Here is a 15,427-nt window from a genome sequence, read left to right on the forward strand (position 1 = left end):
TCGTCGCCATGATCGAGGCTGTTCCTGCTGCCGATTCTGCCTTGCTGACCGTACAAGGGCTGCGGGTTTTCTTGCCCAGCCGTGCAGCTGGCGAGCCCTCGGGATCCCCGGTGGTGGACGGGCTGTCTTTCCAGATCGGGATCGGCCAGACCTTAGGCCTGGTGGGGGAGTCGGGATCCGGCAAAACCATGACCGCCCTGACGCTGATTGATCTGCTGCCCAGCTCGGCCCGGGTGGAGGGCAAAATCCTCTTCAAGGGCCCCAACGGAACGGTGGACTGGCTGCAGTTGGATCCCCGGCAACGGCGGCGCTATCGCGGATCCCAAATTGCCATGATCTTCCAGGAGCCGAGCACCGCCCTCAACCCCCTCTACACTTGTGGCCAGCAGTTACAGGAAACCTTGAGGGCCAACACCTCCCTGAGCCCGGCGGAGATCCGCGCCCAAGCCATTCGCCTGTTTGAGGAGGTGCAGCTTTCTCCCCAGATGCTGGAGCGCTACCCTCATCAGCTCTCCGGCGGCCAAATCCAACGGGCGGCCATCGCCTGTGCCATCGCCTCCAATCCCCAACTGTTGATTGCCGATGAGCCGACCACCGCTCTAGATGTTACGGTGCAAGCGGAAATCCTGCGCCTGCTCTGGGAGCTGCAGCAGCACCGGCAGATGGCCATCCTCTTCATCACCCACGATCTCAATTTGGTGGCCGAACTGGCAGATCAGGTGGTGGTGATGCGCCGGGGCCAAGCTGTCGAACAAGGCTCGGTGGAGCAGATCTTTCGGGATCCCCAGCACCCCTACACCCGCGGCCTGTTGGCCTGTCGCCCGGTGTTGGAGCGGCGGTTGCGGCGGTTGCCCACCGTCCAGGATTTTCTGGAAAAAGGGGGATCCCTGGAGGAGCAGTGGCAGCAGGTGGAGATCCCGGCTGCCGTTCGCGTAAGCGGGACGGAGTCCTTAGAGGAAGAACGGCTGCGCCGGCTGTACAGTCAGCCCCCCCTGCTGCAGGTGCGGGATCTGCGAACCCACTACGCCGTCCGTCGAGGGCCATTTGGCCGCCAGGTGGGCGAGATCCGAGCTGTGGATGGGATCAGCTTTGACCTCTACCCCGGAGAGACCTTGGGGCTGGTGGGAGAGTCCGGCTGCGGCAAAACCACCCTGGGGCGAACCCTGTTGCGCCTGGTCCGTGCCAGCTCTGGCCAGGTGATCTACGACGGCGAGGAGCTGCTCCGCTTACCGCCCCAACGCTTACGTCGTCTCCGCCGCGAGATTCAGCTCATCTTTCAGGATCCGGCGGCCTCGTTGGATCCGCGCATGAGTGTGGGAGCCAGCGTCATAGAGCCAATGGCCCTGCACGGGATTGGGAGAAATGCTGCTGAGCGACGAGCACAGGCCCAACGCCTGTTTGAACGGGTAGGGTTGGATCCGGAAGCGCTGGATCGCCTGCCCCACCAGTTTTCCGGAGGACAGCGGCAGCGGATCTGTATTGCCCGCGCCCTGGCCTCGGAGCCCCGCCTGATCGTCTGCGATGAGGCAGTGTCTTCCCTGGATGTCTCCGTGCAGGCCCAGGTGCTGAACTTGCTCAAGGATCTGCAGGAGGAACTGGGGTTGGCCTACCTGTTCATCTCCCACGACCTGAGCGTGGTCAAGTTCATGAGCGACCGCATCATGGTCATGAACCGGGGCCGCATCGAAGAGCTTGGCCCCGCCTCCCAGATCTACCAGCAGCCGCAGCAGGACTACACCCGCCGCCTCATCGCCGCGTTCGCGCCAGCGGTGCGGAGCACTTCCCCCAAAGGGAGATCCGTTCGCGATAGCGGGCCGTAGGCCTTAAAAACGCACCCATTTGCCCCAAACGGGTTGAAAAGTTTCCCCTGCATCCGGCTCCGGGCTGGGCAACCCTGCGGGTTAACTTCGCAGTAAGATTTGCAATGAGGCTAAAATTAAGTAAACTTCCAGTCGTAAAGCTTCGGCTCTTTGTTAGCACATTTAACAAAACGTTTTATCCGCAGTTTGGGCTGCAACCGGCTATGGCTCGCATACTCATTATTGAGGACGACCCTTCGATTCTGGATATCCTGCGCATCAATCTGGAGTTGGCGGGCTACGAGGTTGTGAAGGCCACCGATGGGGTGCGCGGACAAGCACTGGCTCTGCAAGTTCTCCCCGATCTGATCATCCTCGACCTGATGCTGCCCCAGGTAGATGGCCTGACCGTTTGTCAGCGCTTGCGGCGGGAGGAGCGCACCAGCGAGATCCCGATTTTGATGCTCACCGCCCTCGGCCAAACCCAGGACAAGATCGAGGGCTTTAATGCCGGTGCCGACGACTACCTGACCAAGCCTTTTGAGGTGCAGGAGCTGCTGGTGCGGGTGCGGGCCCTGCTGCGTCGCTCAGACCGGATCCCACAGGCGGCCAAGCATGGGGAGATCCTCACCTATGGCCCTCTCACGCTGGTGCCGGAGCGCTTTGAGGCGTTGTGGTTCGGCAAAACGATCAAGCTCACCCACCTGGAGTTTGACCTGCTCCACTGTCTGATGCAGCGACATGGGCAGACCGTTTCCCCCAGCGAAATCCTGCAGGAGGTGTGGGGCTACGAGCCCGACGACGACATCGAGACCATCCGTGTTCACATCCGCCACCTGCGCACCAAGCTGGAGCCGGATCCGCGCCACCCCCAGTATATCAAGACCATCTACGGGGCGGGCTACTGTCTGGAATTGCCCAACATCGCCGATCCCGTCCCACCGCAGCCAGAGCTGGCGAAAGATTCCCACAAATGATTCTCGAGGATGCCGCTCACATAGCTGCTAATCTAGGGGGTGCCCTGCTGCAGATTGCGCTCTGAGATCTATGCCTGGTGCCATTCGGTATTTGATGTGCCCACCCGATTACTACGAGGTGGACTATGTGATCAACCCCTGGATGGTGGGGAATGTCCACCGCTCTTCCCGAGAACGGGCGTTGCAGCAGTGGCAGGCTCTTTATCGGCATCTCTCGCAGCGGGCGGAGGTGAAGCTAATCCAGCCGGTGCCGGGATGGCCGGATATGGTGTTTACGGCAAATGCCGGGCTCATCCTGGGATCCACGGTGGTGCTGAGCCGTTTTTATCACCCAGAGCGGCAGGGGGAACAGCCCCATTTCAAGGCTTGGTTTGAGGAACAGGGCTACACCGTCTATGAGCTGCCGCCGGCCCTGGCTTTTGAGGGGGCAGGAGATGCTCTGTTGGATCGGGCAGGGCGCTGGCTGTGGGCGGGCTACGGCTTTCGCTCCATGTTGGAGTCTCACCCCTACTTGGCCAAGTGGCTGGGGATCGAGGTGTTGTCTTTGCGGCTGGTGGACGAGCGGTTCTACCACCTAGACACCTGCTTCTGCCCCCTCTCCGAAGGCTATTTGCTCTATTACCCGCCGGCTTTTGATGCCTATTCCAACCGCTTGATCGAGATGCGGGTGCCCCCTGAAAAGCGGATCCCGGTTCAGGAGGCGGATGCCATTCACTTTGCCTGCAATGCCGTGGATGTGAACGGCACGATCTTGGTGAATCGGGTCAGCCCAGAGCTGGAAGCCACCCTACAGGAGCGGGGATTTGCGGTGGTGCAGACGGAGCTGACGGAGTTCCTGAAAGCCGGTGGGGCGGCCAAGTGCCTGACGCTGCGCCTCGACGAGACGGTGGCTCCCCAAACCGATCCGGTGGCCACGGTGCTCAGCCGGACGGTGACCCTCCAGGGACATTTGGTGGACAGCGATCTGCTCACCAGGGCCGTCGATTGCATTGTCGACAATGGCGGCAGCTTCCAGATCCTCAAGTTTCAGCTTGGGGAAAAACGGCAGAGCACTTCCACGGTGGAACTGGCCGTTTCCGCTCCCACCGAAGAGACCCTGGATACCATTCTCAGCGCCTTGATCGAGCAGGGGGCCCGTCTCTCGGAGGAAACCCAGCAAGATGCCCGTCTGGAGCGGGTAGAGAAAGCAGGGGTAGCGCCCGACGATTTTTATGTCACCACCATCTATCCCACGCAGGTGCGGGTGGCCGGCCAGTGGATCCCGGTGCAGCGGCAGCGCATGGATGGGGTGATCGTGGTCAAGGGATCCGATTGCAATGGCAAGACGGAGTTTTCAGCCTATTGCACCCTGATTCGAGATTTGCAGGTGGGGGATGCCGTGGTGTGTGGGGTGGAAGGGATCCGCACCGTGCGCCAGGCCAGCAAAGAGCGCTCTTCCCAGGAGTTTACCTTTATGGGATCGGGGGTCTCCAGCGAGCGGCGGGTGGAGATCCTGGTGGAGCAGATTGCCTGGGAGCTGCGGCAAATCAAGGAGCGGGGCGGCAAAACGGTGGTGGTGGCAGGGCCGGTGGTCATCCACACGGGCGGTGGATCCCACTTGGCTACCCTGATTCGGGAGGGCTATGTGCAGGCGCTGTTGGGGGGCAATGCCATTGCCGTTCACGATTTGGAGCAGAATCTCTACGGCACCTCGCTGGGGGTGGATCTGTCGCGGGGCACGCCGGTCAAGGGCGGCCACAAGCATCACCTCAAAACCATCAACCTCATCCGCAAGTACGGCAGCATCCGGGCCGCAGTGGAAGCGGGCGTGATTACCGGTGGGGTGTTCTACGAGTGCATTCGCGCTCAGGTGCCCTTCTCCCTGGCGGGATCCATCCGTGACGATGGGCCGCTGCCGGATACGGAGATGGATTTGATCAAGGCCCAGCAGGATTACGCACGGCTGCTACAGGGGGCCGACATGGTGTTGATGCTCTCCAGCATGTTGCACTCCATTGGAGCCGGGAACATGACGCCTGCCGGGGTCAAGCTGATCTGCGTGGACATCAACCCGGCGGTGGTGACCAAGCTGGCCGATCGGGGATCCCTGGAGTCGGTGGGGATTGTTACCGATGTGGGCCTGTTCTTGAGTTTGTTGGTGCAGCAGTTGGCGCGTTTGGGGCAGGTGTATGAGCGCCCGCAACCTGCTCTTGCTGCCCGCTAGCCACCCCATCCATAAGCGCTGTTATCTTTTGGGATCCTTAAACTGGGATCCTCAAGCCTCAAAAGGGTATGCCTTTTATTAGCCTGTTGACGGATTTTGGCCTGCAGGATCCCTATGTGGGCATTATGAAAGGGGTGATTCATACCCTTTCCCCACAGGCTCAACTCATCGACCTCAGCCATGGGATCCCGCCTCAGGATGTGGCAGCGGCTCGCTTTGCCCTGATGACGGCCTACCCCTACCTGCCGCCAGGCACCATTCACCTGGCAGTTGTGGATCCGGGGGTGGGGAGTAGCCGCCGGGCGGTAGCCATCCAAACCGAGACGGGCTTTTTGGTTGGCCCTGACAATGGCCTGTTCAGCGGCGTTTTGGCCCAAACTCCGGCGCTGGCTGCTGTGGAACTCAACCGGCCCCGCTATTGGCGCACCCCCTCTCCCAGCCGCACCTTTCACGGGCGGGATATTTTTGCCCCGGTTGCCGCTCATCTGGCCAACGGGATCCCTTTGGCGGAGCTGGGGGATCCCCTAGACGTAGCAGAACTAACCCGCTGGGAGTGGCCGCCACCCCAGATGGAGACCAACGGCTGTCGCGGCCTGGTCCAGGCCATCGACCACTTCGGCAACGGCATCACCAACCTGCCCGGACAGTGGGTGGAAGGTCGAAGCTGGAGCGCCTGGATCAAAGGGATCCCCGTCCGCTCCGTGGCCACCTTTGCTGAGGGAGAAGTTGGGGAAGTGCTGGCCCTGGTGGGCAGCTCCGGCTGGGTGGAGATCGTGCAAAACCGAGGCAATGCCAGCCGGGCGCTGGATTTTAAGGTGGGAGATGAGGTGCGCGTGCAGTGGATCCTCACCCCCAGCCCCTCTCCCGAAAAGAGGGGGATCCTAGGCAGGTTGGCTTTCCACCGTCACGGCTTCCGTCGGAGTAGTGGGGTTTGAGGCGCCCACTTGGACTTTGATCACCCGCGCTGCGTCGGCTTTGGGCAGAGTGAGGGTGAGGATGCCGTCGCGATAGGTGGCCGAGACTTTCTCCGGCTGGATGCGGCGGGCCAGCTTGAGGATGCGTTGAAAAGGTTGGGGCTCCACTTCTTGGTAGCGCAATTCAGCACCTTCAGGGCCGTGAACCTGGATCTCGCCGCTGATGGAGAGCTGTTGAGCCGTGGCCTCGATGTGGAAGCGTTCCCGATTGGCACCGGGCACCCACAACTGGACGGTGTAGGCTTCGCCGCTCTCCCAAACCTGCAGAGGAGTGGGCAGGAAGGAGCGAGAGCGTCCCCGGTTGGGCTCCGCTTGCAGAGCTTGTACCTCGAAAAGCGGGCTGAAGTAAAGAGTTGCCATAGTGTCTCCTAGGGTAAATAGGCTAAGTCATCAATGGAGTTGAGGGAAGCGAAGAGATCTCGGCAAAGAAGGCTTGGCCTGCACTTGGGATTTGAATTCACAAAATCCTGCTCTGATCATCCAAGAAAGCCATCCCAGCGAGGGAGGGCAAACCGATCTGCGATAGGCAGGATCCCCTCACCTCATGGGGAAGAGGGATGAAAACAAACAGGGCAATCCAATGGTTCACTCGAAACATTTTGCTCAAAACAGAATGGGGTAGATGTGAGTGAAAAAAGAAGACCGTTATGGATCCCACTCCCATTCCCATCCGATTTCAGGTGAACGGCCAACCCTATGGGCAGGTGGTTCCGCCGGGGATCACTCTGCTGAGCTTGTTGCGGGAGCTGGGCTGGGTGGGGGTACGCCGTGCCTGCGACTCGGGGGATTGCGGGGCTTGCACGGTGCTGTTGGAGGGGGATCCCGTCCACAGTTGCCTGTACCCGGCGGCGCGCTTGCAGGGCCAAGCCATCACCACCATCGAGGGGTTGGCCAGAGGCGGGGAATGGGATCCGTTCGCGTAAGCGGGACGGAGTCCTTTGCAGGCCCGCTTTTTAGAGGGACAGGGGTTCCAGTGTGGCTTTTGCACGCCGGGGATGATCTTGAGTGCTCGTCAGCTCTGTGGGGAAGGGATCCCATCCGAGGCGGAGCTGCGGGATCACCTGCGGGGCAACCTTTGCCGCTGTACAGGCTATCAAGCCATCTTGGACAGCATTCAAGGGATCCCGGCCTCGTTCGCGTTAGCGGTGGGGAGCACTTTCCCTGAATCAGAGCTGGAGAGTGTGGGGCGCAATGTTCCCATCGCGTAAGCGGGACGGAGTCCTTAGCAAGATGGCCCACAGATCGTCTCCGGCCAGCCTGCCTACACGGGCGATTTTGCTCCTGCTGGGCTACTTCATTTGCGGCTGCTGCGCTCCCCTTATGCCCATGCCCGCTCGCGTCAGCGGGACGGAGTCCTTATCCGCCGTATCGACACCAGCCAAGCCCAGGCCCTGCCGGGTGTGGTGGCCGTACTGACCCATCGGGATGTGCCGCGTCGGGCTTACAGCACTGCCGGCCATGCGGAGCCGGTGCCGGATCCTCTGGATCGCTTTGTGCTGGATGAGAAGGTGCGCTTTGTGGGGGATGGAGTGGCGGCGGTGGTGGCCGAGTCAGTGGCCATTGCCGCTCGCGTAAGCGGGACGGAGTCCTTAGAACTGATCCGAGATGAACAAGGCCAGATCCTCAACGCTGGCTTCCGCTACTACCGCATCCCCACCGCCAAGGAAGTTCCCCCCATCGAAGTTCACTTGGTGCAACAGGCGGATCCCTATGGACCCTTTGGCGCCAAAGGAGTGGGGGAAATCACCACCAACTGCATCGCTCCCGCCATTGCCAACGCCGTCTTCCAAGCTACCGGCCTTCGCTTGCGTCGGCTGCCCCTCACCCCAGAGCGGGTCTGGCAAGGGATCCAATCTGGCATTGGCGCACCTCAGTCTGTTCGCGCTAGCGGTGGGGAGCACCAACCCTGCTCGGAGTTGAATTGAGCTTACCGTTCGCGTAAGCGGGACGGAGTCCTTTCGCGTAAGCGGGACGGAGTCCTTGCATTTCACAAAAGCTTGAATCGGGATGTTTTGTGAGCCTGCAAATGGCTACACAGATGGTTATGGGCTACGTGGGGATTATAAAAATTAAGACTTTTGGCACAGCGGCAATTTTCGCCAGTAGTCCGGCACTAGGATGGCTTCCAAGTATACCCGGCGGGATCCCATGTATGTATATTGCCCGGAGGAATTTCTGGGAAGCAGAACCCAGTGCAACCTAGAAGCATTGATAGAACGGCTGGAAGAGGGGGGTCGCACCCTTTTGAGCCAGTTGTTTGACGTTCGTTACCCTTACTGGAAGCGTAATCTCCGCAACAACATTCGCTTGGTGGGGGAGCTGCGCTATGTAGGCGAGGTACCCGTTCTGGTTTTGTTTGGCCTCTGGCCGAGAGGCAGTCACGAATACCGGGAGTTCTTAGACCGACGGCGAGATCCGGATTATCAAGAACGGGTGCGGAGCTGGGTGCCCGATGACCGTTTGCAGGCGTGGCTGGCGCAGCGGCACGAACCAGGGGATCCGCCAAACCATCTCCCCCCTCTGCCCGACGAGCTGTATGAATGGACACAGTTCTTGAATGCTCCCAATCCGCAGGAGCGGCTGGTGTTGGAAAGTGGGGAATGGGTTCGGCAAGTACGGGCCCTTTCTCCAGAGCAGCGGCGCCAGGCTTACCAAGCAGTATCCCGCTTGGTAGATGACATTGAAGGCAGGCTCTACCGGCAGCTCCCGCCGTTTTATCTGGAGGCAGAGGTCAAATGCTGGCAGGAGGGATCCCTGTATCTGGCTGTCAGCTTGGTGCAAGTCTGGGAGCAGCCGGGGAGATTGTTTCCATTTCTCATTGGAGTTTACGACCACGCCCCAGAGCAGAGGGAACGGTTTGATCTGGGATGCCAAACCTGCCTCTTTGGGATGAAAGCCAAGCAGCCGGATATTCTCCAGCACCCGCAACCTTTGGAGGTGTGGAAGCGGTACGCCCGTCGCGCCTACCCCGACTACATGGTGGCGGATGAGACCATTTGGTTGGAAATGCAGGAGATCACAGAGGGAAATTTGGCTTTGTCCATGGAGGAAGAAGAAATCCTGCAGAGCACATCCATGCCCCTACTGATCAACGGAAGGGCCGGGAGCGGCAAATCTCTGATGTTGTACTACCGCTTTGCCGACTATTGCAGCCACTACCTCAAAACTTCAAAACAGAGACCTCTTGAGTACCGCCCTCTCTTTTTGACCTACAGCCCCAGTTTGGTGCAGCAAGCCCGCGACAGGGTAAGTTCAATTTTGCGCATCAGCCACCGCTATCGGGAGGAGGGGTGCAGCTTCTCCACGGAGGAAATTCAGCAGTGTCAAACTTTTTTTAGCACTTTTCAGGATTACCTGCTGAACTGCCTTCCCCCTGAGCGGCAAGAACACTACCAACCGGATCGGTATGTCAATTTTTATCGATTTCAGAGCTGGTATTGTGGTCGCCGCGATGTAGAGCTGGCTTGGCACACCATTCGCACGCTGATCAAAGGCTATGAGGTCAGTGACTATTTGGATCCCGATAGCTACCGAGAATTGCCTGAGGCCGACCGCAGTGTGGATGAAGAAGCCTTCGAGCGGATTTACGAAGAGATTTGGCCGGGTTACCGGGATCGAACCACCCACGAGGGCTACTGGGATGACCAAGATTTGGCCAGAGATGTGCTGCAGAATGGCACTCTTAATCCTATTCATCCAGTCATTTTTTGCGATGAGGTTCAGGACTTTACCCAACTTGAGCTGAATATCATTTTTTGCTTATCTCCTTGGGGAAAATACAAGTTGGATTGGGCTATTGATCGCCTGCCCTATGCCTTTGCCGGGGATCCCTTGCAAACCATTAACCCAACGGGATTTCGTTGGGCTGCTCTGAAAAAATATCTCTACGAGCATATCCGCGCCTACTTGTTGCCGAGCCATCCCTTTGAGATTGCAGGCCCGCAGGAGCTGAGAAACAACTATCGCAGCAATCCACAAGTTACTCGTTTTAGCAATGTAGTCAACCTGTGGCGGCGAGTTCTCAGCAAGAGTCGAGAAATCTATCCGCAACAGCCCTGGCGTCCCCATGAGCAGGGCATGCCGGTTCAAAGGTTTGTGCTGGATGGTCAGGAAAGAAACTTAATCGAAGATGAGCTTAGAAAAATGCTTAGTGATCTCACAGGAACAGTCTGTATCTTACCCTGTCCTGTGGGAGAGGAGCTGAACTACGTGCGTCAGGATCCCGAACTCCAGAAGATCTTTGCCGAGGAATTGAAGCAGAATCTTAAACCACCGCTCCTGCAAACTGCTACGTCTGTTAAGGGAATGGAGTTCAAAAAAGTTATCCTCTACAAGTTTGGAAACGCCTATCGACAAAACTTTAACCGGCAGCTTAATTATTACGCCCGAGGAGCTGGGGAGGCGATATCCCTGCAACTCCATTATTTTCTCAACCAATTGTATGTCGGCATTACCCGCCCCATCGAGGCCCTGGCCATTGTGGACACCTCTGCCGGTTGGCGGGAGTTCTGGGATCCAAGCTTAGAATCCAACTCTTGGCTCGATCATCCTTCTCTGCAACCGGATCGGTCGGAATGGGAGACCGACCCACCGGTATTGGGTTACCCTGTCCAAGGCATCAATATCCAGTACTGGACAAATACAAGCCTGGAAGATCTGTCGGAGGCAGCTCTTGAACTTCTCAGGCGTGGCATCGAGGAGGGCAACCCTAAACTTCTGGAGGATGTTCAAACTCTGGCGCGGAAGGCAGGCAACCCACCTCTAGAACAGGAATGTCAGGCCTGGATCCTCAAGCTCCAGAGGGATTACGTTTCCGCAGGGCAAAAGTTCCTAAGCCTAGAGCAGTCTGCTTTGCCCAACAAAAATCTTAAACGAGAAGCCTGGGAGTGCTTTTGGAGAGGGAAGGCCTGGTTGGAGCTGCAGCGTAACGCCGCCTACTTTGCTGGATGTCCTGGGATCCCAGACTACAGCCCCTTGGTGGATTTGATGGTGGTGGTGCAAAAAAACTCCGCCAAGCCTGCAGAGCGCTTTCGACAACTGGTGCGGGTGCGAGATTGGCTGAGCGTTGAAGTCAGCCCCAAAGATAGGGACTTCGTCCCGCTTACACGAACGGATTCCACCTGGAGAGAAGGTGTACAGGAATTTTTGGCAGAGCTTGAGCAAGTTCTCAACAACTTGGGAACTTTCTGCCCCCAGGAAGAGGCCCGCAGCTGGTTTTTGCAAGAGACCCTTGAGGCTTTGAAGGGACGTCTGGCCTTTCTCGGCCAGCGGCAGCCGTTCGCGAATCAGTACTACAAGATTTGGGGTATCTGTCACTTCTATCGGCAGGAATTTGAGCGGGCGGTAGAGGTTTGGGATCAGGGGGGCCAAACGGAGCATTCCCCCTACTACCGGGCCAAGATCCACCTGGAACCCCTTCCCGGCAAGGTGAGGTGGCTATCCAAAGACCGCCAAGACTCGGTGGTGCTGGACCGATGGCAAGAGGCAGGACGTCCCCTCACAGGCGAGTGGGCAGAGTACATCGGCGACGTCGTCACCAGTCTGGAGCGCTTGAAAGACTGGCCGCTGATGCTGCGAGTTCTGATCCAGTGCCGAGAGTGGGAGAAGCTCTGGAAAACGGTGCAGGCCCATCCTCAGGCGTGGCAGCGGGGACATGACTACGAGCTGGTGGCTGCCATGGCCCGGGATATCCGGACCAACTGGGAAGACTTAAGGCGCAAATCCCCTGGGCTGCGAGATTTTCTGCAGGAAGTGGTTACCAGCACACAGATGGAGCGGGCCTGGTGGCTACAGCCCCTGGAGGTAGGCTTGGCTTGTGAGCGATTGGGCCACTACCGAGACACGCTCAGGTTTTACGAGCGCTTCACCGAAAGCAGAACCGGCAGGCTGAAACGCTCTCAAATCCGGCAGCGCTGGCTGGTGACCCACCAAAGGTATCAGGAGTTTCTCCAAGCAGAAGGACGCCCAACAAACCGTTTGGCAGAGGAGTTTCGACAGGCTCAAGAGCGCTGGGGGGAGCAACTGCCCCAGGCAGAACCTGAGCTGGACGAACGGGATCCCTGGGCGCTTGACTTTGTGGAGCACCCCAGCCCTGTCCAAAGTTGGCTGCTGCAGCAGGCCCAAACCGATACCCAGAGCCGACTCAGAGCGGAAATCGCCCAGGCGCTGGAGCATCTGAACGAACGACAATTGCAGCAGGTGCACAGCTTGATCCAGCGTTTCTTGACCGCAGGCTTGTCCACCTAGGCTGGCTCCAAAAGCAACTCGGAGCCGGGAGATCTACTGCAGGATTTGGCGCAGGCGCTCCAAGGCCCGTCGGTTCTCTTCAGGGGTGCCCACCGTCAGACGCAGCCCCCCACCCGTGTAGCGCACACCAGTCCCCAGCTCCTGCCAGGCCCGCTGCAGCTTTTGGGGATCCCAACCGGCCACCCGGAAGTAGAGGAAGTTGGCTTGGCTGGGCCACACCCGCACCCCTGGCAGCTCCTGCAGAGCTTGATAAAGGGCTTCCCGCTCCTGACAAATTAGCGTCACGTCGGCCAAAAGCTCCTCGGCATGCTCCAAGGCCATCTGAACCGCCCACTGAGAAAGGGACGTGAGGTTGTAGGGCAGGCGGATCCCATCCAACACTTGCATAAGCTGTGGATGACCCACAGCATAGCCCACCCGGTGGGCCGCCAGGCGAAAGGCTTTGGAGAAGGTGCGCAAGATTACCCAGTTGGGATGCTCCGCCAATTTGGGCAGGGCTGTGTGCCGGCTGAACTCAAAATAGGCCTCATCCAAAATCACCAGAATCTCTTCGGGCAGCCCTTCCACCCACTCCCACTCTGCAGCCGTCAGGCCATTCCCCGTCGGCGAGTTGGGATCCACCAGGCACACCACCCGAATCGGATGCTCCCTCAAAGCCTGTTGACATCGCTCTAGATCCAGAGCAAACGTCTCCGGGTCGCGGGGAACCCGCACCACTGGGATCCCCAGGCTCTGGGCCAAGATGGCGTACATGGAGAAGGTGGGCTCTGCCACCAAAATACCGCCCCGCCCGCCCAAACAAGTGGCAATCAGCAGCGAGCGAATCAGCTCATCCGACCCATTGCCCAAGCTGATCTGCTCTGGCTCCGCTCCGGCATAGGCGGCGATGGCCTGCTTCAGGCCCCGGTGGTGGGCATCGGGATAGCGGTTGCTGGGGATCCCCTTTTCCCAAAGGAGGGAGAGCTTCTGCTTAAAGCCCGCCGGCCAATCGAGGGGGAACTCATTGGCATCCAGCTTGTCGGCAGCCGGGGCTGGCACAGCGTCGTAGGGCTTGAGGTAGAGCAAGTCGGGGCGCAGATACTGCAGAGCACACATCTTCCTGACGGGGAGAAGTAGCTATTATATCAGGGCCAACCCGACCACTTATTCTTTTGTCAGGGATCCCTGCTGACGTAGCGCCTCAAAAAGGGCAATCGCTACGGCATTGCTGAGGTTCAGGCTGCGCACCGGCCCCCGCAGTGGGATGCGCACGCTGGGATAGGTTTCCAAGAACAGAGGATCCAACCCCCGGCTTTCGCTACCGAACACCAACCAGTCTCCCGGCTGATAGGTTACTTCCGTATAAAGGGCTTTGCCGCGCACGCTAAAACACCAGAACCGGGCCTCAGGGTGGGCCTGCACCAGAGCAGACCAAGAGGGGTAGCGATACAGTTGGACATGCTGCCAGTAGTCCAGCCCCGCCCGCTTGAGGTAGCGATCCGAAAGGCGAAACCCCAGAGGATCCACCAGATGGAGAGGGGTATCGGTGGCTGCACAGGTGCGGGCGATATTCCCCGTATTGGCCGGGATCTCTGGGGCAACCAAAACAACGTGGAAGGGCATAATCCTATCCTACTTGCCCCCAAATCCGCGGTTGCCGCCCCCTTTTTTGCCCCCACCTTTGCCCGGTTTGCGGCTGGGCTGTTGCCGAGAGGGAGAGGCCGTTGAACGTCCGCGCCAACTGGGATCCCCGCCGGGAAGAGAGGTACGCCCACCCCCCCAACCCATACCGGGAAAACCGCCACCTATGCCCATGTTGCGCATCATGTCGCGCATGCGTTGAAAATCACTGACCAGTCGGCTGACATCCTCCAGCTTGTGGCCAGATCCGCGGGCCACCCGTCGTTTGCGGCTGACGCTGCGGGCCAACAGATCCGGGTTGCGCCGCTCTTCGGGGGTCATGGAGTTGATCATGGCTTCGGCGCGGGCCAGTTGGTCTTGCCCCTTTTGCAGTTGTTCCTCGCTGATTTTGCCCATCCCTGGCATCAGTCTCAGCAGCCCTGCCAAGGATCCCATGCGTTTAATTAGGCGCATCTGCTTGAGGAAATCGGTGAAATCAAACTGGGCAGTCATCATCTTCTCCGCCATGCTGGCGGCATCTCCCAGGTCGATTTCCTCTTGAGCTTTTTCCACCAAGCTGAGGATATCCCCCATACCCAGAATGCGGGAGGCCATGCGATCCGGGTAGAAGGGATCCAGCGCTTCCACCTTTTCGCCAACACCGATGAACTTGATGGGCTGACCGGACACTTGGCGAATGGAAAGGGCGGCCCCACCGCGGGTGTCCCCATCCAGCTTGGTGAGAATGGCCCCAGTGATGCCCAAGCGCTCGTGGAAGGCTCGGGTAAGGCTGGCCGCCTCTTGGCCGATCATGGCATCCACCACCAGCAGGATCTCGTGGGGCTGCACCGCCGCCTTGATCCGCTCCAGCTCCGCCATCATCTCCAGGTCGATCTGCAGGCGACCGGCAGTGTCCAAAATCACATAGTCGTAGCCCTGCTGTCGGGCCGCCTCCACCCCTTGCCGGGCGATCTCGACGGGATCCACTTTGCCCAGGTCGAAAACGGGGATCTGAATTTGCTGGCCCAGCGTCTTGAGCTGGTCGATGGCCGCCGGGCGGTAGATGTCTCCGGCCACCATCAGGGACTTCTTGCCCTGCTTGCGCAAGTACAAAGCCAACTTGGCGCAGGTGGTGGTTTTCCCGGATCCCTGCAAACCGGCCATGAGGACAATGGTGGGAGGCTGCTCCGCTTGGGCGATGGGCACGTTGGCTTCTCCCATCACCTTCACCAGCTCGTCGTGGACAATCTTGATGAACTGCTGATCCGGTGTCACCCCCAGGATGACCTCGGATCCCAGGGCAGCTTCCCGCACATCCTCGATAAACTGCTTCACCACCTGCAAATTGACATCCGCATCCAGCAGGGCTCGCCGCACCTCCCGCAGAGCTTCTTGAATGTTGGTTTCGGTGATCTTGTCCTGGCCGCGCAGCTTTCTCCAGGCCAATTCCAACTTCTCGGAGAGGGCATCAAACATGGGTACTGTGGATCCTGTCAGGCGCTTTGGGGGCATTTCCTACCATAGTCGAATCGGGGCGACTCCATCTTGGGGATCCCAACCAAGGTGGCTATCCCGGCCCAGAAAAACTGGCGACTTCACAAAAGTTTAAGCAACAATAGAGGGCGTTGC

At 59.1% G+C, this 15,427-nt stretch carries 12 protein-coding genes; 8 read left to right on the top strand and 4 right to left on the bottom strand.

Translation table 11 applies throughout. The annotated features are described in order from the left end of the window. Window positions 1-8: 8 nt before the first annotated feature. The 4 genes from NW816_RS06265 to NW816_RS06280 all read left to right on the top strand — a co-directional run bounded on the left by NW816_RS06265 (window position 9) and on the right by NW816_RS06280 (window position 5,914). Entirely contained in the window at window positions 9-1,820 is a 1,812-nt protein-coding gene (locus NW816_RS06265; RefSeq protein ID WP_414408626.1) for an ABC transporter ATP-binding protein, read from the top strand. Window positions 1,821-2,023: 203 nt separating this feature from the next. Next, window positions 2,024-2,776 (top strand): response regulator transcription factor, encoded by a 753-nt coding sequence (locus NW816_RS06270; protein WP_414408603.1) that lies wholly within the window; start codon window positions 2,024-2,026, stop codon window positions 2,774-2,776. Window positions 2,777-2,846: 70 nt separating this feature from the next. Beyond that, window positions 2,847-4,979 carry a TIGR00300 family protein gene (locus NW816_RS06275; protein ID WP_414408604.1) on the top strand — a complete coding sequence of 711 codons (2,133 nt, stop codon included), beginning with the start codon at window positions 2,847-2,849 and terminating at the stop codon, window positions 4,977-4,979. Window positions 4,980-5,047: 68 nt separating this feature from the next. Further along, complete coding sequence (locus tag NW816_RS06280) at window positions 5,048-5,914, top strand: S-adenosyl-l-methionine hydroxide adenosyltransferase family protein (RefSeq protein ID WP_414408605.1); 867 nt, start codon at window positions 5,048-5,050, stop codon at window positions 5,912-5,914. On the opposite strand, the gene NW816_RS06285 is transcribed toward NW816_RS06280, so the two are convergent. Beyond that, complete coding sequence (locus NW816_RS06285) at window positions 5,861-6,313, bottom strand: Hsp20/alpha crystallin family protein (protein WP_011431920.1); 453 nt, start codon at window positions 6,311-6,313, stop codon at window positions 5,861-5,863. The two genes, NW816_RS06280 and NW816_RS06285, sit on opposite strands and share 54 nt — an antisense overlap. A gap of 287 nt (window positions 6,314-6,600) precedes the next feature. Between NW816_RS06285 and NW816_RS06290 the strand changes: the two genes are divergently transcribed. The 4 genes from NW816_RS06290 to NW816_RS06305 all read left to right on the top strand — a co-directional run bounded on the left by NW816_RS06290 (window position 6,601) and on the right by NW816_RS06305 (window position 12,199). Next, on the top strand, window positions 6,601-6,876 hold the full coding sequence (locus NW816_RS06290) for a (2Fe-2S)-binding protein (RefSeq protein ID WP_414408606.1): 276 nt from the start codon (window positions 6,601-6,603) through the stop codon (window positions 6,874-6,876). A gap of 15 nt (window positions 6,877-6,891) precedes the next feature. Further along, window positions 6,892-7,161 (top strand): 2Fe-2S iron-sulfur cluster-binding protein, encoded by a 270-nt coding sequence (locus NW816_RS06295; RefSeq protein WP_414408607.1) that lies wholly within the window; start codon window positions 6,892-6,894, stop codon window positions 7,159-7,161. A gap of 33 nt (window positions 7,162-7,194) precedes the next feature. Further along, window positions 7,195-7,878: a hypothetical protein gene (locus tag NW816_RS06300; RefSeq protein WP_414408627.1), complete on the top strand. Its 684-nt coding sequence runs from the start codon at window positions 7,195-7,197 to the stop codon at window positions 7,876-7,878. 193 nt (window positions 7,879-8,071) lie between these two features. Next, window positions 8,072-12,199, top strand: coding sequence for a hypothetical protein (locus tag NW816_RS06305; protein WP_414408608.1), 4,128 nt, complete (start codon window positions 8,072-8,074; stop codon window positions 12,197-12,199). Between the two features lie 33 nt (window positions 12,200-12,232). Here NW816_RS06305 and NW816_RS06310 read toward each other — a convergent pair whose 3' ends face one another. From NW816_RS06310 to ffh, 3 genes are read right to left on the bottom strand one after another with little or no spacing between them, the layout of a single operon-like run. Beyond that, window positions 12,233-13,294 carry a histidinol-phosphate transaminase gene (locus NW816_RS06310; protein WP_414408609.1) on the bottom strand — a complete coding sequence of 354 codons (1,062 nt, stop codon included), beginning with the start codon at window positions 13,292-13,294 and terminating at the stop codon, window positions 12,233-12,235. Window positions 13,295-13,342: 48 nt separating this feature from the next. Next, complete coding sequence (locus NW816_RS06315) at window positions 13,343-13,801, bottom strand: tRNA (cytidine(34)-2'-O)-methyltransferase (RefSeq protein WP_011431928.1); 459 nt, start codon at window positions 13,799-13,801, stop codon at window positions 13,343-13,345. Window positions 13,802-13,810: 9 nt separating this feature from the next. Further along, a complete protein-coding gene (gene ffh, locus NW816_RS06320; RefSeq protein ID WP_414408610.1) occupies window positions 13,811-15,274 on the bottom strand; it encodes a signal recognition particle protein in 1,464 nt (487 codons plus the stop codon). Window positions 15,275-15,427: the final 153 nt, after the last annotated feature.

Source organism: Synechococcus sp. W55.1 (assembly GCF_047461655.1).
GTDB lineage: Bacteria > Cyanobacteriota > Cyanobacteriia > Thermostichales > Thermostichaceae > Thermostichus.